This is a genomic window from Rhizobium sp. 18055 (assembly GCF_902706285.1).
GTDB lineage: Bacteria > Pseudomonadota > Alphaproteobacteria > Rhizobiales > Rhizobiaceae > Rhizobium.
This window is the reverse complement of sequence record NZ_CACSKD010000009.1, coordinates 46556-67358: the sequence shown is the minus strand read 5'-3', so window position 1 is coordinate 67358 and position 20803 is coordinate 46556. Positions and strand designations below refer to the sequence as shown.

Sequence of the window (20803 nt, the reverse complement as noted above, 5' to 3'; positions counted from 1 at the left end):
GCATCTCCCCCACAAAGGGGGAGAAGGCTGGTGGCATCGCCTCGCCATTTGCGAAGACAGCACCTGGGGCACGGAAGTCCCTCCCCCTTGTGGGGAGGGGTTGGGGAGGGGTCTTTCAACATCCTCCCGGTAGATTTCACCTCACCGCCCCAGCGACTTGATCGCCGGATAAAGCGCCCGGTAGCGCGCATAGACCTCGTCATAAGCCCCGCTCAGCGCCGCAACCGGCTCGATCGTGCCATCCGTTGCAGGAGGCGTGCACACCGCAACCGGGTCCGCCCCAGTCGCTGCAATCAGCCCGAGACGCGCCGCGCCAAACGCCGCGCCGAAATCGCCGTCCGCAGGCAGATCGACGGGAACGCCGAGTGCCGTGGCGATCGAGGCCAGCCAGTAGCGCGAGCGCGAGCCGCCGCCGATGGCCGTCACTCGCGCGATGTCGGTACCGGCAGAACGCAAGGCTTCGAGATTGTCGCGGATCGCAAACGACACGCCTTCGAGTACCGCCTGGGTCAGCACCACCCGGCTGCTCTCATGCTCCAGCCCGATGAAGGCGCCGCGGATGGCAGCGTCATTGTGCGGCGTGCGCTCGCCCGAGAGATAGGGCAGGAAGGTGACGCCGGACGGTGCCTTCAATGTCTCGCCGAGTTCGCCGGTCAGATCAGCCGCCGACTTGCCGGTGACGTGCGAATGCCAGTTCAGCGCATCGGTGGCCGACAGGATGACGCCCATCTGGTGCCAGGTATCGGGCAGCGCGTGGCAGAAGGCATGAACCGCACTCTCCGGCTTCGGCAGATAGGAACCGTTGGCGGCAAACAGCACGCCCGAGGTGCCGAGCGACACGAAAGCCGCGCCGTGGCTGACGGTGCCCATGCCGCAGGCCGATGCCGCATTGTCGCCAGCACCGCCGGCAACCACGACAGGGCCGGTGATGCCCCATTGGCCAGCCAGTTCGCCGCGCAGCTTGCCGGCCTGCTCGGTGCCTTCGACCAGCGTTGGCATATGCTTTTCATCGAGCCCGGTGGCGGCCAAAAGCTCCGACGACCACTTGCGCTTGCCGGTATCGAGCCAGGAAGTGCCGGCCGAATCCGACATTTCGGAAATATGCTCGCCGGTCAGCCACAGGCGCAGAAAATCCTTCGGCAGCAGGACCTTGGCCACCTTGGCGAAAATCTCCGGCTCATGCTTGGCGACCCAGGCGAGCTTCGGTGCGGTGAACCCGGGGAAGACGATATTGCCGGTCAGCTTGCGGAATTTCGGATCGGCGTCGAGGGCGGCGGCTTCGGCATAGCTGCGCGTATCGTTCCACAGAATGCACGGCCGCAGCACCTTGTCGTCGGCATCGAGCAGCGTCGCGCCATGCATCTGGCCGGACAGGCCGATGCCCTTGACGGCGGCAAGCTCCTTCGGATGCTTGGCCTTCAACCCTGCGATCGCTTCCTCGGTGGCGCGCACCCAATGCGACGGCTCCTGCTCCGACCAGCCGGAATGCGGACGCGAGACGTCGAGCGAGCCATTGGCCGAACCGATGATCTTCTGATCGCCATCCATCAGCATCGCCTTGACGCCTGATGTGCCGAGATCGAGACCCAGATACATGTTCTTCTCCCTTTGCCGTTACGGCAGATTGTCTTTTAGAAAGATATCGAGACGAATGCGCTCCTGCGCGTCGATGACGGAGAGCCCGTCGGCCTTCGCCTTCAGCACCCGGATGGCGCTGCGCACCTCGTGGCCGGCATCCTGGTTGAGAATTGCGTCGATCGTTCCGTCGAGCAGGGCTGCGCGCGTATGCGCCGTCAGTTCATGCGCAACGACCGTCAGCGACCGATCGACCGCCTTTTCCTTCAGCGCCCGGATCAGGCCGCGATTGCCGGCGCCGAGGCTGTAGATCCCGGTGATGCCGGCGTTTTTCGAAAGCGCATCGGCCACCAGCATATGCGCCATCTCAGGATCGTCGCGCCCTTCGATCACGGGCAGGATGGAGAGACCCGGAAACTCCTCGGCGATCAGCGAGGCAAATCCTTCCAATCGTTCGCGATGGTCGCGCACCAGCATCGAACCGGCAAGAACCGCGACATCGCCCCTGGCACCACCCAGAAACCGGCCAAGCAGCCGCGCGGCGGTGCGGCCGGCCGCGATATTATCGACGCCGGCATAGTGATGCCGCAGCGAACCGGTGAGATCGGAGACGACGGTGACGACGGGAATGCCGGCCTGCACCAGCCGATCGACGGCGTCGCGCACTTCGGGCGCATCGGTTGCAACCAGCGCGATGCCGGAGGGTCGCTCCGTACCGAGTTGATCGAGCACATCGACCAGCGCTGCCGGATCGAAGGCGGGAACCTCCACCGTGCGGATATGGGTCCGCTCGACCGGCGAGCGTGCGACCGCGGCCTGAACCTCGGCGTTCAGCCCATGCATGAAGGAATTGTCGCTGGCGGGAACGATGAAGACGAAGGGATAGGTCCGCCCCTTCGCGAGGTTGGCGGCGGCGACGTCGCGCACATATCCAATCTCGCGAATGGCAGTCTCGACCTTCTCGCGCGTGACATGCCGAACACCAGGACGCTGGTTCAGCACTCGGTCGACAGTCGCAAGGCTTACGCCCGCGGCAGCGGCAATATCGTGAACGGTCGGCCTCATCGCTCCTCCTGACGAGACCTTTAGCGTCAAATTTGATGTACGTAAATCAAAATTTGCAATGAGGAGTTTTTTGTCGAAAGCGCCCGCTTATTTTTCGTGGTCGCCGGCGATTCTTGCCTCGAGTTCGGCAGCCGCTTTCCGGAGATTGCGCGGCTTGCCGGCGAGGCTCTCGATCGCAGCCACCGCCACATCGCGGGCCACATAATCGGATTTGTGGCCCATATTGTGGATCATCACCAGCCGCGCACCCTTGATGACCTTGGAGAGATGGCGGGAATGGATCTCGGGCGACACGACGCTGTCGGTATCGCCTGTGATGATCACCGTCGGTGCATGAATGCTGCCATAGAGCGGCGCGTTCTTTTCCGTCCATTCCAGCAGGTTGGCGACGTCGATCGCATTGTCTCGGAATGCCACCGGACCGAGCGCCTCCAGCGCATGTGCGCCCTTGATATAGCCCGGCGGCCGCACATTGGGCGCGAACACCGAGCGCGTCGCACCGTTGATCAAGGCAAGGCCGAGCGGCGGCACGACAAGGGTGCTGAACAGCACGCCGGTGACCGGCACCTTGGCAGCATCGTAATACCAGGCGATACCGCCAGGCCAGGGGTAGACGGCCGGCGACAGGAAGACCAGGCCGTGCACCATGTCTGCATGCCTGAGCGCAAGGCTTGCCGCTACCGCCCCGCCGAAGGAATGGCTGACGATGATCGCTTTGGTGATGCCGCGTTTCTTCATCAGCGCCGCGATCGCATCCGCCTGCCCGTCCGGATAGGCATTCTCGGCTCCGCCACGATCCGACCGGCCATGGCCGGGGCGATCGACGAACAGCAGGTCGGCACGACCCTCCAGCTTCTCGCGGAAGGAGAACACCGGATCGTGGAGATTGGCGCTGGCGCCATGAATGAAAACGATCGGCGGCAATTCGGCCTTGCGCGCCGGGAGATAGAGGCTGTTCATCTTGTAGCCGCCGATATCGATCCGCTCCTCCTCTGCGGACGGATCGACCGCGAGCACCTGGCTGACGGCGATGGAAAAGACGACGGACAGTAAGGCGAGCAGTTTGGCGGATGCTTTGAACATGAAGCGGCGTCGATCCCGATGATATCGAGGACTATACGCAAAAACGCCGGCTTTGGTTTCCCAGGCCGGCGCTATTATTATTCGATTGCAAGAGGGATCAGTGGCCGCCGCCACCCCCGCCGCCGCCTTGCGGCGCCGGCTTGTCGATCAGCACGATCCCGAAGATCATCGCCACGAACAGCACCGTCAGGATCACGAAGATATCGCTGAACGACATCACCATCGCCTGCTTGGTGACCATCGCGACCATCTGCTTGATCGCAACGGCTGCGCCATCCATGCCATAGGCATCGTAATTCGACGTCATCGACTTGATCTGGTCGAGCGCGATCGGATTGCCCCAGTCGAGACCCTCGCGGATTCGCTGGTAATGCACGTCCTGGCGATTGGTCAGCACCGTATTGATGACGGCCAGACCGACGGCGCCACCGAGATTGCGCGTCAGGTTGAACAGGCCCGACGCACCACGCATGCGTGCCGGAGGCATCGTGCCGAGTGCGATGTTGTTGATCGGCACCATGCACATCATCAGCCCGAAGCCGCGCAGGATCTGCGGAATGAACAGCTCGTAGAAGTCCCAGTCCGCCGTCACACCGGTCATGATGTAGGTACCGGCGGCAAAGCTGGCGAAGCCGAGCACCATCATCATCCGCAGATCCATCTTCGTCGACAGCCTGCCGGCGATCGGCGCAGTCACAAACATTGCGAGACCGGAGACGAACATGGTCTGGCCGATCATCAGCGAATCGTAGCCGCGAAGGCGCCCGAGATAGAGCGGATAGATGTAGGTCAGCCCGTATAGGCCGATACCCATGACGAAGGAAAACAGCGAACCGACGGCAAAGTTTCTATTGCTGAAGGCCCGGAGATCTACGACCGGAAAATCCACTTTGAAGGCGCGGTAGAAGAAAATCACGCAGCCGATCGTCGAGGCGACGGCACCGAGAAGGATATTTCTGTCGTTGAACCAGTCGTTGGAATTGCCCTCTTCGAGCACATATTCCAGCCCGCCGAGGAACACGCCCATCGACACCAGTCCCCACCAGTCGAACTTCTTGAACAGCGAGAATTCAGGCTTGTCGAAATCGATGAATTTCCACGTGACGATCGTCACGATGATGCCGGGAATGATGTTGACCAGAAACAGCCAGTGCCAGGAAAAGGCATGGCTGAGATAGCCGCCGACGGTCGGCCCGATGGTCGGCGCCAGCGTCGCGATCAGGCCGATGATCGGCGAAACGATGCTGCGCTTGGAGGCGGGGAAAATGGTGAAGGCCGCCGCAAACACCGACGGGATCATGCCGCCGCCGATAAAGCCCTGGATGGCGCGGTAGACGATCATCTGGTCGATGTTCGTTGCCGTCGCGCAAAGCGCGCTGGCCGCGGTGAACCCGGCAGCGGACAGGGCAAACAGGTAGCGTGTCGAGATGATGCGCGCCAGCGTGCCCGACAGCGGGATCATGATGACTTCGGCGATCAGATACGAGGTCTGCACCCAGCCGATTTCATCCGTGCCGGCGCTGAGGCCGGCCTGGATTTCAGCAAGCGACGCCGACACGATCTGAATGTCGAGGATGGACATGAACATGCCGACGACCATCGCGAAGAACGCGATGAGCTTGCGTGGATCCATCTGATCCGTGGCAGCCGGAGTGGCGGGAACGGTTCCCATTGTTGCGCTCGCGGCCATCAGCCTACCTCGTCAGACGATATTACTTGGCGTCAGGTGCCGTACGCGTGTCGACATCGACGACGACGCTGAGGCCGGCGCGCAGACGACCGCTGTCAAGCGCATCCTGCGGCAGGGCGATACGCACCGGCACGCGCTGGATGATCTTGGTGAAATTGCCCGTCGCATTTTCCGGCGGCAGCAGCGAGAACACCGAGCCGGATGCCGGCGCGATCGACGCGACGGTGCCGACGATCGGATGATCGTCATAGGCATCGACATGGACGTTGACCTTGGAGCCCGGAACCAGATGCTGGATCTGCGTCTCCTTGAAATTCGCATCGATATAGAGTTCGCGCACCGGCACCAGTGCCATCAGGCGCTGACCGGGCGAAACCAGATCGCCTTCCTGTACCGAACGATTGCCGACGATGCCGTCATAAGGCGCCTTCAAAATGGTGAAGGACAGATCGCGGGCAGCCTTGTCGCGGGCCAGCTCGAGCTGGCGGATCGTGCCTTCGGCCTCGCGGCGCTGGGCGTGCAGCAGGGTAACGTTTGCCTCTGCCGAAGCAATGGCAGCGTCACCACCGACGAGGTTGGCGCGGGCTTGGTCGAGCGAGATATTGGCCGTGTCCAGCGACGCGGTCGTGCCGACAGACTTCGCCTGCAGATCGCTGGCGCGGGTCTGGGTGATCTGCGCGCCGCGAACGGTCGCCTCGAGAGCAACCTTCTGCGCCTTCGCCTGATCGAGGCTGGCTTCACCACCGGCAATCTGCGCATCGATGCGCTGCAGCGACAGCTTTTCGGTATCGAGCGAGGCCTGCGCCTGGGCAAGCGCCAGCTTGTAGTCACCATCATCGAGCGTCGCCAGAACGTCGCCGGCCTTGACCTGCTGGTTGGCGCTGGCGTTGACCTTGGCGACGTAGCCGGTGACCTTCGGCGAGATCGTCGCGATATCACCTTCGATGTAAGCGTCGTCCGTCGAGACCATGAAGCGGCCCGTCATCAGCCATTCGGCGCCGTACCAGCCGACCCCGGCCAGCACCACGACCCCGAGGATCGGTAGAACGAGGCTGCGCTTTTTCTTCTTCTCATCCGGAGCAACCTTCACGTCGGCCGACGTCTGGGGAGCGCGCGGAGCTTCCGCTGTGGTGACTGCTGCTTCCTGGGCCTGAGCTGCACCGTCAGCAGGCGTGCTGACTATACGAGCGACATTGGCGTTTTGACTGGACGACATGAGCGACTACCGGTAAATACGAGTTGAAGTGATCGAACTGAACGGTTCGGTTCAGTTGACATAGAGCCTTTTAACGTTCATATCAAGATGTATCGAACCACCTGGTTCGATTTTGTTAACAGAACATTCGCACCTGCGAATATGGTTAAGGAGCTATGACAGAGCTTTCCGACACATCGGTGGGGGAATTGCCATCCAGTGGTGGCAGATGGGCTGCAGGCGAAGACCCCGCCAAGCGCAAGCAAATTCTCGACGGCGCTCGCCGCGTCTTCATGAAACTCGGCTTCGACGCCGCGAGCATGAACGATGTAACGCGCGAAGCCGGAGTGTCAAAGGGTACGCTCTACGTCTACTTCGCCAGCAAGGAAGAACTCTTTGCCGCAATGATCGAAAGCGAGCGCGCCGCGTTCGTCGCATCCATGCGAACGGCGCTTGCCGAACATGACGATGTCGAATCCGGTCTGCGCGACTTCGGAACAGGCTTCATCGCCCACATGACCGACGAGAAGGTCATCACTGCCATGCGCACGGTGCTCGGCGTCCGCGACCGCATGCCGGTTCTTTGCCAGCGCTTCTTCAATGGCCCGGAAAACCTGCGAACCATCCTGCGCGATTATCTCACGCGCTACGTCGAAGCAGGCAAGCTCGCGATCGATGACATCGATCTGGCGGCAGCCCAGTTTCTCGACCTTTCCAGCGGCAGCTTCTTCAAGTTCCGCCTGTTCGGCAGCATGGAGCATGCGCCGCCGAGACACGAAGTCGAACGCGTCATCAACGGCGCCATCCGCGTTTTCATGGCAGCTTACGGCGTCAACCGCGAAAAATAGTCGAACGAGCGCTTTGGTGCTGCCTTAGCCGCCGCTAAAATCCCGCAACAGCGATCGAATCCGGACCACCGGCGTCGGCCTCACGGAAATCCGGATTCCCATCCGGGAATAAAATACCGTCAGCTTTCGTATACCCCCTTGCGCGCGCTCCAACGTGCGCTTGCCGATTTGAGCGCTTGCCAAGCCAAGGCGCAACCTTACATTCGAGCGACCGCTAATGTGGCGCAAGGGGATACATATAGATGCAAGACATCATGATGCTCGTTCAGGACCCGGCCGCATGGGTGGCCCTCCTCACCCTGGTGGTGATGGAAGTGGTCCTCGGGATCGACAACCTGATCTTCATTTCCATTCTCACCAACAAGCTGCCGCCTGAACACCGCGAGAAGGCCCGCAAGGTCGGCATCGGCCTGGCGCTGGTCATGCGTCTCGCGCTCCTCGGCACCGTCGCCTGGATCGTCAAGCTGACGACGCCGGTCTTCGATCTCTTCGGCCACGGCTTCTCGTGGAAGGACATGATCCTGATTGCCGGCGGCCTGTTCCTGCTCTGGAAGGCGACCAAGGAAATCCACCACACGGTCGATCCGGCAGAACATGAAAACGACGCGGCCGCCGCCGCGGTCACCACGAGCTTTGCCGCCGTCATCGGCCAGATCCTGGTCCTCGACCTGGTGTTCTCGGTCGACAGCATCATCACCGCCGTCGGCATGACCCCGCATCTGCCGATCATGGTGGTTGCCGTCGTCGCCGCCGTCACCGTCATGCTGGTGGCCGCAACGCCACTCGCCAACTTCATCGAGAAGAACCCGACCATCGTCATGCTGGCGCTCGGCTTCCTGATGATGATCGGCACGACGCTGATCGCCGAAGGCATGGGCTTCCACGTTCCGAAGGGCTACGTCTACGCCGCCATGGCCTTCTCGGCTCTCGTCGAGGTACTCAACATGTTTGCCCGCAACGCCAAAAAGCGAAAACGCGAAGCCGCAAAGCAGACCAAGCACTGAAGAAACAGAAGGGCGCGGCATCACACCGCGCCCTTTCCGAAATGTCAGCTCGAGAAATCCGCCGCCGTCGCCCCTGGGCCCGGATCAGCCGGCCGACAGTTCCTTGTCGATCGCCTGCACCAGCCGCTGATCGTCGGCGGTCACGTCAGGCGCAAAGCGCGCCACCACCTTGCCGTTGCGGCCGATCAGGAATTTTTCGAAGTTCCACAGCACGCCCTTGTCGCCTTCGGTTGCCAGACCGAGGCCCTCGAGCTTCTGGCGCATCGGCCCCTCGCCGGTGGTCGGCAGGCCGGTCGTCGTCAGTTCCTTGTAGAGCGGGTGCTGATCGTCGCCCTTGACCGAGATCTTCGAGAAGATCGGAAACTTCACGTCATAGGTCAGTGTGCAGAACTCGACGATCTCCGCATCGGTGCCCGGCTCCTGGCCCTTGAAATTATTGGCCGGAAAGGCCGCGATCTCGAAACCGCGCTCGCGCTTGTCCTCGTAGAGCTTTTCCAGCCCTTCATACTGCACCGTCAGCCCGCACTTGGAGGCCACGTTGACGACCAGAAGCACCTTGCCGCGATACTCGTCCAGCGTCGTGTCACGACCATCGGCTCGCTTCACCGGAACACTCAAAACATCGGTCATTATCATTCTCCAACATGAAATTGCGATGCGGAAGCTATACTCGCGCGCAGCTTTGTCCAGCCGCCGGATGGCGCCCGCTGGCAAATTCTTGCAAAGCAGATAGTTTGCCTCGGCAAGCGACTGCGGCATGCGTGAGGGTTGGGAAGCGTGAGGGTTGGGAAGAATGTCTCGTGAAGTGTTTTTGGCAGCGTTTGTCTGCCTCTGCCTGATCGCCGCCTCGATCGGCACGATGCTCACCTATTCGAAGCTGCCGGTGCATCACCGCCAGGACGAGACCAACGCCGTCGTTCGCCTGGTCGCCAACATCTTCGTGGTCATGACCTCGCTGGTCTTCAGCCTGATGATCAACTCGGCGAAGAACACCTTCGAAGGCATCGACAGCAACGTCCATGCCTTCGCCACGCAGATCATCCTCTTCGACAAGACCTTGCGAACCTATGGGCTGGAAGCCAACGAGACCAAGCAGCGCCTGGCCGTCTATGTCGAGAAGGCACTGGGAAATGCACCGCCGATCGACGATCCGCTGGTCAAGGGCGATCCAACCTCCGAACTCGCGCTGAATGAAGTCGGCGACAGCCTGTCGCTGCTCAACCCAGACGACCCAGGGCACATCGCGCTATGGAACGATGCCCGCCAGCAGTACCAGCGGATCGTCGAGCAGCGCTGGATTCTGGTGGAGCAATCCGAAGGCGTCATCCCCAGGCCGCTGATCAGCATGCTGGTGGCCTGGCTGATCCTGATCTTTGCCAGCTTCGGCTACCGGGCACCGCGGAACATCATCGTCGTCTCGATGTTCGTACTGGCCGCGCTGTTGATCTCGGCCTCGATCTATCTGGTGCTAGACATGGACATTCCCTTCTCCGGCCTGATCCAGATTTCCGACCTGCCGCTTCACCGGGCATTGGCGGAAATCCAGCGCTGACCGACGCTGTGGCCTTTCAGGAATGGCAAGACCTTGGCCTTGTCCGGCCCCGAACTGCCCCATAGGAGAACTTGATGACCATCTCCCAAACTGAACGTCCCGTCCCTCCTGGCCCAGTTCCCGCTGGCCCAGTTCCCCCGGGCATGTCCCGCCCGCTGACGCTGCTGTTTGCGATTTCGGGTGGAGCAGCGGTCGGCAATCTCTATTGGGCGCAGCCGCTGCTGGCAGACATCGCCGGCTCGTTCGGCGTTTCGATCGGCACCGCCGGCACGCTGATCACCGTGACGCAGATCGGCTATGCCCTCGGCATCCTGCTGATCGTGCCGCTTGGCGATACGCTGAACCGGCGCCGGCTTATTCCCGCAATCATGTTCTGTTCGGCCGTCGCACTGGCCGCCTGCGCGCTGGCCCCGACCTTCGCGGCCCTGCTGGCCGCCCTCGCCGCCCTCGGCCTCACCACCGTCGCCGGCCAGTTGCTGACGCCGCTCGCCGGCGATCTGGCCAGGCCGGAACAACGCGGCCGCGTCGTCGGAACCATTGTCTCGGGCCTGATCTCGGGCATTCTCCTGTCGCGCACCATCAGCGGCTTTCTCGCCGACGCCTTGGGCTGGCGCGCGATTTATGTCGCAGCCGCCATCTTCATCGTCTTCCTGGCGCTTCTGGTCGCCCGCTCCCTTCCAGCCGAACGCCCGCGCCCGGCCGTCTCATACGGCAAGCTGCTCGGCTCGGTGTTCTCGACCGTGCGCAAGCATCGCGCCGTGCAGATCACCCTCGTCATCGGTGCGTCCGGTTTTTCGGTCTTCACGATGTTCTGGACCGGCCTCACCTTCCTGCTGAGTTCGGCGCCGTTTTCCTACTCCGTCAGCCAGATCGGCCTCGTCGGCCTTGTCTGGCCGGCGCCCTTGCCGCCCAGCGCGCCGGCTGGCTGCATGACCGCGGCTGGTCGGTGAATGCGACGGGTGCAGCCCTGGCACTCGCGCTGGTCTCGCTGGTCATCGCCGCTTTCGGCGCCACGCATATCCTGCCGATCCTGGTCGCCGTGCTGCTGCTCGACATCGCCATCCAGGGGCTGAATGTTCTGAACCAGACGCGCCTGTTTGCGATCGACCCGAACGCCCGCAGCCGGCTCAACACCGCTTTCGTCGCCAGCAATTTCATCGGCGGCGCGATCGGATCGACCTTGGCGGGCGTGCTTTGGGGACATGGCGGATGGCTGTTCGTGGCGCTCGGCGCCGCCGCTCTGATCGTGTTTGCGATGATCGTCTGGCTGGCCAAGCGCAAGGCACTGGCGCCGGTCTGATCCCAAGGCTGGGGCAACAGCTCAACCAGAAAATATGGAACCTTATCGGCTATCCATCTGTTTAGGCTGGATGAAAAGCACAGAGAAAAAAGCCCGCCGCGGCATGACGCGGTTCGTCGTCATCATCTTTGCCATCGCCGTTGCACTTGCCGCGGTCTATTTCCTGGCATTCACCCCCGGCACGGCATGACAACCGAACTCACTTCGCAGGCTTGCTTTTGCTTGATGGCTTGGCTTTAGAATTGACCGAAGACTTGCCAGGAGACTTAAAGGTCCATTTGACGACATAGTCGCCATTGCGTTTTTGCTTGATCCTGGTCTTGAGCCGCACAGGCCCGCCAAGCGCGATCTCAGCATCTTCGAAAGCCTGGCGCGCTTCGGCCATGGCGCGATGATAGGCACTGTTGTCGCGCTTCGGACTGTCGGCAACAGCCTTCAGAAGGGCGATCGTATCCGGCCCGATCGTGCCGGGCTTTTCGTCACCCATCTCCTGCTCCTTCGTGCTGCGGCATCCATCGTCACGGCGCGGCCGTACCGGCAACCCTATCGCTCCATACACCAATCGACACGCGCGTCTCAATCCCGACCGGCACTCGCCGCTTCAAGCAAAATCGATGCCGTCAATGGCAGCATCCCGATATTTTGCGACCGTGACGGCATTGAATAGCGCGGCACGCGGCACACTTATCCGCTGACGCCAGGAGTTCTCCTGCCGCCCAGTCCCAGTGTCCGGAAACGCATGACAACACAACAAATTCTCGCCTTCGGCGTCATCGGCCTGATGATGGCAGTCTTCATCTGGGATCGGTTCCGCTACGATCTCGTCGCCTGTTGTGCGCTTGTGCTGGCGGTTGCTGTCGGCCTCGTTCCCTTCGACAAGGCCTTTTCGGGTTTCAGCGACGACATCGTCATCATCGTCGGCAGTGCGCTGGTCGTCAGCGCCGGCGTCGCCCGCTCCGGCATTGTCGATACCGCGATCAAGCGCTTCTTTCCCAATCTCGACACGCTGCACACCCAGCTCGCGCTGCTGCTGATCGTCGTCGCTGTGCTGTCGGCCTTCATCAAGAACATCGGCGCGCTGGCGATCATGATCCCGGTCGCCTTCCAGTTCGCCCGCAAGAGCGGCAAGTCGCCATCCCTCTACCTGATGCCGATGAGCTTCGCCGCCCTGCTCGGCGGCCTGATGACCCAGATCGGCACCTCGCCCAACATCGTCGTCTCGCGCCTGCGCGGCGAGATCACCGGCACGCCCTTCACCATGTTCGACTTCACCCCGGTCGGCGCCACGCTGGCGCTGGTCGGCGTCATCTTCCTGATCTTCTTCCACTGGCTGGTGCCAGAGCGACAGAACGAGAACCCGTCGCTGGAAGAAGCGCTCGAAGCCAAGGCCTATTTCTCCGAGGCGACGGTGGCCGAGGAATCGACGGTCGAGGGCAAGCCGCTCAGCGACCTCCTGAAGCTCGGCGATGGCGACGCGGTCGCCACCGCCATCCTGCGCGGCCACACCCGCCTGTCGCCCTTCCCCGATATCAGCCTGAAAAGCGGCGACACCGTCCTGCTTGAGGGCAGCCCCGATGCGCTTGACCGCATCGTCTCCAACGCCAGGCTGAAACTCTCGGGCAAGCCGATCGCCGATCCCGCAGAACGCAGCGACCTGATCTCGATCGAAGCCGTCATCACCTCGGAATCCCAACTTGTCGGCTGGTCCGCGCGGCAGCTCTCGCTCTCCAACCGCCGCAGCGTCAATCTTCTCGCGGTCTCCCGGAAAGGTCACCGCCTGAACGAGCGCCTGAGCGAAGTCCGCCTGCGCGCCGGCGACGTGCTGGTGCTGCAGGGCAGCCGCCGCACGCTGCCCGCCTTCCTCCAGGAATTCGCCTGCCTGCCGCTTGCCCAGCGCGACATCATGCTCGGCACCTCGCGCCGCGCCTACCTGCCGCTCTTGATCCTGCTTGCCGCCATGGGCGCCACCGCAACCGGCGCCGTCCCGGTCGCCGTCTCGTTCTTCTGCGCAGCCCTTGCCATGGTCGTCTTCCGGGTGATCCCGCTGGTCGATGTCTACAAGGCGCTCGACGCCCCGATCCTGATCATGCTCGCCACCCTGATCCCGGTCTCCGATACGCTGCGGACGACAGGCGGCAGCGAGCTGATCGCCGGCTGGCTCGGCCACTTCGCCGCCCAGATGCCGCATTACGGCGCGCTGGCACTGATCCTGGTGACGGCGATGGCGGTCACGCCCTTCCTCAACAATGCCGCCACCGTGCTGGTGATGGCCCCGATCGCCGCAAGCTTCGCGCAGACGCTCGGCTACAAGCCGGACGCCTTCCTGATGGCGGTGGCAATCGGCGCCGGCTGCGATTTCCTCACCCCGATCGGCCACCAGTGCAACACGCTGGTGTTCGGCCCCGGCGGCTATCGCTTCAGCGATTATCCGCGCCTCGGCCTGCCGCTCTCCTTCCTGATCATCCTCGTCAGCGTGCCGCTGCTGCTCTATGTCTGGCCCGTGACCTGAACCGTCGCCTGGCAACGGCGCCTCAAGGCCCGCGGGCGGCATTTTCCTTGACGTCCGCGGCCGAATATGGCCTTAAAGCCAGCCAAACGGACAATTGGCCGGGCAAGCGCGCAGGACACCCTTTTCCGGCCGGTTTCCTGATCCACTTATCTGCATTCCTTCCGGCCGAGCGTCGCTTTCCCTGGGAAAGCCGTCCGGCATTTATTTGACGGGCACATAACATGACAGCTTCCGGCGTCCGCGTCCGCATTGCTCCCTCGCCAACCGGCGAGCCGCATGTCGGCACCGCATATATTGCACTCTTCAACTACCTGTTTGCCAAGAAGCACGGCGGCGAGTTCATCCTGCGCATCGAAGACACCGACGCGACGCGCTCGACGCCGGAATTCGAAACCAAGGTGCTCGACGCGCTGAAGTGGTGCGGCCTGACATGGTCGGAAGGCCCCGACATCGGCGGCCCCTACGGCCCATACCGCCAGAGCGATCGCAAGGACATGTACCAGCCCTACGCCCAGCAGCTGCTGGACAAGGGCCATGCCTTCCGCTGTTTCTGCACGCCCGAACGCCTGACCGAGATGCGCGAAGGCCAGCGCACTTCAGGCAAGCCGCCGAAGTATGACGGTCTCTGCCTGAAATATTCGGCCGACGAAGTCTCTGCCAAGATGGCGGCCGGCGAAGGCTCGGTCATCCGCATGAAGATCCCGACCGAAGGCTCCTGCGATTTCACCGACGGCGTCTATGGCGACGTTTCGATCCCGTGGGATTCGGTCGACATGCAGGTGCTGATCAAGGGCGACGGCATGCCGACCTATCACATGGCCAACGTCATCGACGACCATCTGATGAAGATCACCCATGTGGCCCGCGGCGAGGAATGGCTGTCGTCGGTGCCCAAGCACATCCTGCTGTATCGCTATTTCGAGTGGGACGAGCCGGTGTTCATGCACCTCTCGCTGATGAGAAACGCCGACAAGTCGAAGCTGTCGAAGCGCAAGAACCCGACCTCGATCTCCTATTACTCGGCACTCGGCTATATCCCCGAAGCGCTGATGAACTTCCTCGGCCTGTTCTTCGTGCAGATCGCCGAAGGCGAGGAAGTGCTCGATATCGCCCAACTGGCTGAAAAGTTCGACCCGGAAAACCTCTCCAAGGCCGGCGCCATCTTCGACATCCAGAAGCTCGACTGGCTGAACGGCCGGTGGATCCGCGAGAAGATGTCGGAAGAAGAGTTCCAGAGCCGCGTGCTCACCTGGGCGATGGAAAACGATCGCCTGAAGGCTGGCCTCGGCCTGTCGCAGTCGCGCATCTCCAAGCTCGGCGAACTGCCGGAGCTGATGGGCTTCCTGCTGAAATCCGACCTCAACCTCGAGCCTTCGGCCTTCGCCAAGATCAAGTCGCCGCCGGAAGAGATCCTCGAGATCCTCAACACCGTGCAGCCGGATCTGGAAAAGATCCTCGAATGGAACGTCGAAGCGATCGAAGCCGAACTGCGCGCCATCGCCGAGCGCATGGACAAGAAGCTCAAGGTCATCGTCGCGCCGCTGTTCGTTGCCGTCTCCGGCTCGTCGCGCTCGCTGCCGCTGTTCGACAGCATGGCCATCCTCGGCCGCTCGGTCGTGCGCCAGCGGTTGAAGCTGGCAGCAACCGCAGTCGCCGCACTGGTTGGCTCGAAATAAGCGGCGGATAGTCCCTCCCCCTTGTGGGGAGGGGTTGGGGAGGGGCTTTCACCGAGAGAACCCCTCCCCTCCGCTTCGCTCCGACCCTCGCCACAAGGGGGCGGGTTAAGCCGAGCCCGGCGCAAGCCACCTGAACCGACAAAATTCCATGCCCATCGATGAGGCAAATGACATGACCGACAAGACCGAAACCACCCTCTCCTCCGACGCGACGGAAGTTCGCGCCCAGAAGCTGAAGCTGCTGCGCGAGCAGATCGGCGACGTCTATCCCGCGCATTTCCACCGCACCATTACCAATGCCGAGCTGATCGAGAAGTACAAGGACCTCGAACCCGATGTCGAGACGACCGATGTCGTCACCGTCGCCGGTCGTGTCTACTCCTCGCGCAACTCCGGCATGTTCATGGATATCCATGACGCCGGCGGCAAGATCCAGATCTTCAGCCACAAGGACGTGACGCCGGAAGAAGCCCGCGCCATGCTCGCCATGATCGACATCGGCGACATCATCGGCGTGACCGGCACGGTACGCCGCACCAAGCGCGGCGAGCTGTCGATCAACGCCCGCGAGATCACCATGCTCACCAAGTCGCTTCTGCCGATGCCGGAGAAGTGGAACGGCATTGCCGACATCGAGATCCGCTATCGCAAGCGCCACCTCGACATCATGAGCAACGAGGAATCCAAGCTCCGCTTCCAGCAGCGCTCGAAGATCGTCTCCGGCATCCGCCGCTTCATGGAAGACGACGGCTTCATGGAAGTCGAGACGCCGATGCTGCATTCCGTCTATGGCGGCGCCACGGCCGAACCCTTCAAGACCCACCACAACACGCTGAAGCAGGATATGTACCTGCGCATCGCGCCGGAACTGTTCCTGAAGCGCACGCTGGTCTCCGGCCTCACCGACAAGGTGTTCGAGATCAACCGCAACTTCCGCAACGAAGGCGTCTCCACCCGGCACAATCCAGAATTCACCATGATGGAGTGCTACTGGGCCTATGCGGATTACGAGGACATCATGGACCTCGTCGAACGCCTGTTCGCCGAACTGGCGATGAGGGTCCACGGCTCCACCGAATTCGCCTATGGCGACAAGGAAATGTCCTTCAAGGGTCCGTTCAAGCGCGTACCGATGCCCGACGCCGTCAAGGACGTCACCGGCATCGACTTCCTCGCCATGAAGACCGACGAAGAAGCCCGCACTGCAGCCAAGGCTGCCGGCTTCGAAGTCGAGAAGGACTGGACCTGGGGCGAATGCCTGGCCTTCATCTTCGAAGAGAAGGTCGAAGGCACGCTGATCCAGCCGAGCCACGTCACCCATTTCCCGAAGGACATCTCGCCCTTCGCCAAGGAAGTGCCGGGCGAGCCGCGCCTCGTCGAGCGTTTCGAGACCTATTGCAACGCCTGGGAACTGGGCAACGCCTTCTCCGAGTTGAACGACCCGGAAGAGCAGCGCAAGCGCATGGTCGAACAGCTCGAGCAGGCCCATGCCCGCGGCGAGAAGGACAAGCAGCTCGACGACGAATTCCTCGACGCCATCGACCAGGGCATGCCGCCCGCCGGCGGCCTCGGCATCGGCGTCGATCGCCTGATCATGCTCTTGACCAACGCCCCCTCGATCCGCGACGTCATCCTCTTCCCGGCCCGCCGCGCCAAGGCCGACTGAGGCTGGTCATAGACACTGCAAGAAGGCGGCGGCCCGAAAGGGTTCGCCGCTTTTTTATGCTTAAGATTGCTGTTCCCTGTCTCGTCATGCTGACGGCCCACGGACCTCCCCACCACCTACATTCCTGTGGTCGTCACAGGAATCCAGCCGACGCGCGTCTGCGCAGCGAAAAGGGTTTTTTGCGCCCAGGGACTTGAGCGCGCTAGATTCACGCCACAAGGGCGAGAATGAGGGAGTAAATGGGAGCCCTGAGCGGCAAGCGGTGAACACTGCGGCACATTGACGGCTGCCTACGGAGACACCGGAACGACAAAGCCACACACATGCGGCGTCCCTTGTCTGCTTATCCTTAAAATCAGTGCCCGGCGGCCGGCGCCGCTTCCGCTTCGCCCTCGGCAGCCTTCTCACCTTCGGCAGGCTTTTCTTCCTTGCCCTTCTTCGGCTTTTCCGACTTGCCCTCCCCACCCTCGGTCGCCGCGACCGCGATGGGATCGATACAGTCGGTGACGTCCTTGAAGGACGCGTTCAGCGTGGTGATCTCATCTTCGGGCAGATCGACGCGCTCGCCGAAGAACAGGCCGTTGGCGGCCGCTGTTCCTTCGTAATAGCGCGCCGTGAACGTCTTGTTACCTTCGATGCTCTCGACGGCGGCATCGGGATGCGGGATGTAGACGACGTCGGCGCCGATTGCCCGGCCGCGGATGTCGGAGCGCAGTGTCGGGCCATTGGTGTCGAGCACCACCACCTGCACCAGATCCGGCTTCTGCGCCTCGTAGACCGCCTTCGCCACCCTCAGCGCAGTCTTCACCCGGGTCATGCCGTCGGTCGGCTCGGTCTTGATGTACTTGCGGATCCAGATCCGCTTCTGCTTCTTGATGGTGACGAGGTTGACGTCCGTGCATGCGGCGCCGTTCACGGTCTCCGAGGGAGGACCGAGGATGGCGTCCTTGCCGACATACAGTGCTGCGCCGCCGGAAGCGCCCCCAAGCAGGGCAATTCCGCCGATGATCAGAACCAATTTCCGGGAAGGCCGGAAGATGCGCAGTAAGGCCTTCACGCCAACTGCTCCGCCATCAAGTCACTCCAACGCGATAAACTCGGTTTCAACGCTAGAGAAATGACGTTTCGGAATACTTAAATACGGCGAACAAGTTTGTGCCAGTAAGGGACTTATACCAAAAAAGGTCAGCCTGCTGCGCGCTTGCAATAGCGCTCACCGCCATGCTCTAACACGCCATGGCCTTCACGCTTCGCCAGATCCAGTATTTCATCGCAGTGGCCGAGCAGGGTTCCATCACGCGGGCCGCGCAGAACCTGTCGATCTCGCAATCCTCGGTTACGGAAGCGCTGAAGGAGCTGGAAACCGATCTCGGCGTCGAGCTGTTCGATCGCCACCCGCGCGGCCTGACCATCACCCATAACGGCCACCAGTTCCTGCGTCATGCCACCAAGATCCTCGCCAGCGTTTCCGATGCCCGCACAAGCTTTTCCGGCAACAGGAACGAACTCTCGGGCAAGCTGAATATCGGCGTCACCTCGCTGGTCGCCGGCTACGTGCTTTCCGACCTCCTCGCCCGCTATCGCCGCGCCTGCCCCGGCGTCGAGGTCTCGGCGATCGAGGACAATGGCGGCTATCTCGAGCATCTGCTGGTCGGCGGCGAACTGGACGTGGCTGTCATGGTCATCTCCAACCTGCGCGACCGCATGGCGCTGCAGGCCGAAATCCTGGAAACCTCGCCCTACCGCCTCTGGCTGCCGATGGGCCATCCGCTGGTGTCCGCCGATATCATCTCGGTCGCCGACATTGCCCGCGAACCGCTGATCATGCTGACGGTCGATGAGATCGAGGAGAACACCGGCAAGCTGCTGTCGGCCCTCGGCGCCCGCCCGCATGTGGCTTTCCGCACCCGCTCGGTCGAGGCCGTCCGCAGCCTTGTGGCAACCGGCGCCGGCGTGGCGCTGCTGCCCGATCTCGTCTATCGCCCCTGGTCGCTGGAAGGCGACCGCATCGAAAGTCGCGATGTCTCCGGCTCGCTTCCGGTGGTGCAGGTCGGCATGGTCTGGCGCAAGGGATCGAGCCTGCCGCAGGCGGCGCGCGACTTTGTCGGCATTGCCGAAGCGATGCGCTCGGGCCGGCCGCGCTAGACACCTTTCATCTTGCCATCGGAAAAACCGATAACGCCATTCTGATAAATGAATTTGCGAAAGCGGCTTTTTCGCGTCACCTTTTCTGCCGGGAACAAAACGCCACAAAGTGGCACCTGAACCGGGAGACATCAGATGAAATATCTTCTGAAATCGTGCACGGTCGCGCTCGCGAGCCTGAGCTTCGTGACGCAGGTCGTGGCCGCAGAGCCGCTGAAGGCGCTCGGCAAGGGCGAAGGTGCCGTCAGCATCGTGGCCTGGGCCGGCTATATCGAGCGCGGCGAGAGCGACAAGAGTTACGACTGGGTCACCGGCTTCGAGAAGGAAACCGGCTGCAAGGTCTCGGTCAAGACCGCCGCGACATCGGACGAAATGGTCTCGCTGATGAACGAAGGCGGCTTCGACCTCGTGACCGCCTCGGGCGACGCCTCGCTGCGGCTGGTGGCCGGCAAGCGCGTCCAGCCGATCAACACCGACCTGATCCCGAGCTTCAAGAAGGTCGACGAGCGGCTGCAGAACGCGCCGTGGTATACGGTATCAGGCGTCCATTACGGCGTTCCCTATCTCTGGGGGCCGAACGTGCTGATGTACAACACCGACGCCTTCAAGGATAAGGCGCCGACCAGCTGGAACGTCGTGTTCGAAGAACAGACGCTACCCGACGGCAAGTCCAACAAGGGCCGCGTCCAGGCCTATGACGGCCCGATCTACATCGCCGATGCGGCGCTCTATCTGATGGCCCACAAGCCGGACCTGAAGATCACCAACCCCTACGAGCTCAACGAGGACCAGTACAAGGCGGCGCTCGACCTGCTGCGCGGCCAGCGCAAGCTGGTGTCGCGCTACTGGCACGATGCGATGATCCAGATCGACGACTTCAAGAACGAAGGCGTCGTCGCTTCCGGCTCCTGGCCGTTCCAGGTCAACCTGATGCAGGCCGACAAGCAGAAGATCGCCTCGACCTTCCCTGATGAGGGCGTCACCGGCTGGGCCGACACCACCATGCTGCATGTCGATAGCGAACATCCGAACTGCGCCTATATGTGGATGGAGCATTCTCTCTCCGCCAAGACCCAGGGCGATGCCGCCGCCTGGTTCGGCGCCGTCCCCTCGGTGCCTGCCGCCTGCAAGGGCAACGAACTGTTGACCGACACCGGTTGCGCCACCAACGGCTTCGATCACTTCGACAAGATCAAGTTCTGGAAAACGCCCACCGCCAAGTGCGAACAGGGCGAGTGCGTGCCGTATCATCGCTGGGTGTCGGATTATATCGGCGTGATCGGCGGGCGGTAAGCTTAGCCCGCAGCCTCTCTTCTCCCCGACGGGGAGAAGATGTCCAAAGGACAGATGAGGGGGTGAGCGACGCAGGAGCGAACGTCTGAGCGGCAAGCGAAGACGGCGCGGCGCCTACCGTGTTGCCCCCTCATCCGACCCTTCGGGCCACCTTCTCCCCCTTGGGGCGAAGGGAAAACCGCAAACACCGGAGCCCCCATAC

Annotated in this window: 18 protein-coding genes; 10 read left to right on the top strand and 8 right to left on the bottom strand. The window is 62.3% G+C overall.

From position 1 onward, the window contains the following. Positions 1–141: 141 nt before the first annotated feature. From xylB to GVL52_RS16615, 5 genes are all read right to left on the bottom strand, one after another. Positions 142–1596: a xylulokinase gene (xylB, locus tag GVL52_RS16635; RefSeq protein WP_160009074.1), complete on the bottom strand. Its 1455-nt coding sequence runs from the start codon at positions 1594–1596 to the stop codon at positions 142–144. A gap of 18 nt (positions 1597–1614) precedes the next feature. Continuing rightward, positions 1615–2640 carry a LacI family DNA-binding transcriptional regulator gene (locus GVL52_RS16630; RefSeq protein ID WP_160009072.1) on the bottom strand — a complete coding sequence of 342 codons (1026 nt, stop codon included), beginning with the start codon at positions 2638–2640 and terminating at the stop codon, positions 1615–1617. Positions 2641–2727: 87 nt separating this feature from the next. Next, positions 2728–3723, bottom strand: coding sequence for an alpha/beta fold hydrolase (locus GVL52_RS16625; protein WP_160009070.1), 996 nt, complete (start codon positions 3721–3723; stop codon positions 2728–2730). Positions 3724–3820: 97 nt separating this feature from the next. Then, positions 3821–5413 (bottom strand): DHA2 family efflux MFS transporter permease subunit, encoded by a 1593-nt coding sequence (locus GVL52_RS16620; protein ID WP_160009068.1) that lies wholly within the window; start codon positions 5411–5413, stop codon positions 3821–3823. A 22-nt stretch (positions 5414–5435) separates the two neighbouring features. After that, the gene (locus GVL52_RS16615) at positions 5436–6629 is read right to left on the bottom strand and encodes an HlyD family secretion protein (RefSeq protein WP_160009066.1); all 1194 of its coding nucleotides are present in this window, start codon (positions 6627–6629) and stop codon (positions 5436–5438) included. Between the two features lie 155 nt (positions 6630–6784). Between GVL52_RS16615 and GVL52_RS16610 the strand changes: the two genes are divergently transcribed. Further along, positions 6785–7456, top strand: coding sequence for a TetR/AcrR family transcriptional regulator (locus GVL52_RS16610; RefSeq protein WP_160009064.1), 672 nt, complete (start codon positions 6785–6787; stop codon positions 7454–7456). 242 nt (positions 7457–7698) lie between these two features. Next, positions 7699–8460: a TerC family protein gene (locus GVL52_RS16605; RefSeq protein ID WP_160009062.1), complete on the top strand. Its 762-nt coding sequence runs from the start codon at positions 7699–7701 to the stop codon at positions 8458–8460. Positions 8461–8544: 84 nt separating this feature from the next. Here the strand turns inward: GVL52_RS16605 and GVL52_RS16600 are convergent, their stop codons facing one another. Further along, positions 8545–9090, bottom strand: a complete 546-nt coding sequence (locus GVL52_RS16600) for a glutathione peroxidase (RefSeq protein ID WP_160009060.1) — start codon at positions 9088–9090, stop codon at positions 8545–8547. A 163-nt stretch (positions 9091–9253) separates the two neighbouring features. Here GVL52_RS16600 and GVL52_RS16595 point away from each other — a divergent pair, with 163 nt between their 5' ends. The 3 genes from GVL52_RS16595 to GVL52_RS30910 all read left to right on the top strand — a co-directional run bounded on the left by GVL52_RS16595 (position 9254) and on the right by GVL52_RS30910 (position 11312). Next, positions 9254–10012 (top strand): hypothetical protein, encoded by a 759-nt coding sequence (locus tag GVL52_RS16595; protein ID WP_160009058.1) that lies wholly within the window; start codon positions 9254–9256, stop codon positions 10010–10012. A 74-nt stretch (positions 10013–10086) separates the two neighbouring features. Further along, positions 10087–10962 (top strand): MFS transporter, encoded by an 876-nt coding sequence (locus GVL52_RS16590; protein WP_244619205.1) that lies wholly within the window; start codon positions 10087–10089, stop codon positions 10960–10962. After that, complete coding sequence (locus GVL52_RS30910; protein WP_244619204.1) at positions 10959–11312, top strand: hypothetical protein; 354 nt, start codon at positions 10959–10961, stop codon at positions 11310–11312. Before GVL52_RS16590 ends, GVL52_RS30910 begins: the two co-directional genes overlap by 4 nt. Before the next feature lie 199 nt (positions 11313–11511). On the opposite strand, the gene GVL52_RS16585 is transcribed toward GVL52_RS30910, so the two are convergent. Further along, positions 11512–11799 (bottom strand): hypothetical protein, encoded by a 288-nt coding sequence (locus GVL52_RS16585; protein WP_160009056.1) that lies wholly within the window; start codon positions 11797–11799, stop codon positions 11512–11514. A gap of 252 nt (positions 11800–12051) precedes the next feature. Here GVL52_RS16585 and GVL52_RS16580 point away from each other — a divergent pair, with 252 nt between their 5' ends. The 3 genes from GVL52_RS16580 (at position 12052) to lysS (ending at position 17163) form a co-directional block, all read left to right on the top strand. After that, positions 12052–13821, top strand: coding sequence for an SLC13 family permease (locus GVL52_RS16580; protein WP_160009054.1), 1770 nt, complete (start codon positions 12052–12054; stop codon positions 13819–13821). 221 nt (positions 13822–14042) lie between these two features. Then, on the top strand, positions 14043–15497 hold the full coding sequence (gltX, locus tag GVL52_RS16575; RefSeq protein WP_160009052.1) for a glutamate--tRNA ligase: 1455 nt from the start codon (positions 14043–14045) through the stop codon (positions 15495–15497). Between the two features lie 172 nt (positions 15498–15669). Further along, on the top strand, positions 15670–17163 hold the full coding sequence (gene lysS / locus GVL52_RS16570; RefSeq protein ID WP_160009050.1) for a lysine--tRNA ligase: 1494 nt from the start codon (positions 15670–15672) through the stop codon (positions 17161–17163). Between the two features lie 355 nt (positions 17164–17518). On the opposite strand, the gene GVL52_RS16565 is transcribed toward lysS, so the two are convergent. Then, positions 17519–18220, bottom strand: a complete 702-nt coding sequence (locus GVL52_RS16565; protein WP_160009048.1) for a hypothetical protein — start codon at positions 18218–18220, stop codon at positions 17519–17521. 179 nt (positions 18221–18399) lie between these two features. Here GVL52_RS16565 and GVL52_RS16560 point away from each other — a divergent pair, with 179 nt between their 5' ends. Together GVL52_RS16560 and GVL52_RS16555 are read left to right on the top strand one after the other, a co-directional pair. Next, entirely contained in the window at positions 18400–19308 is a 909-nt protein-coding gene (locus GVL52_RS16560) for a LysR family transcriptional regulator (protein ID WP_160009046.1), read from the top strand. A gap of 135 nt (positions 19309–19443) precedes the next feature. Continuing rightward, positions 19444–20601, top strand: coding sequence for an ABC transporter substrate-binding protein (locus tag GVL52_RS16555; RefSeq protein WP_160009044.1), 1158 nt, complete (start codon positions 19444–19446; stop codon positions 20599–20601). The last annotated feature ends 202 nt before the right edge of the window (positions 20602–20803 follow it).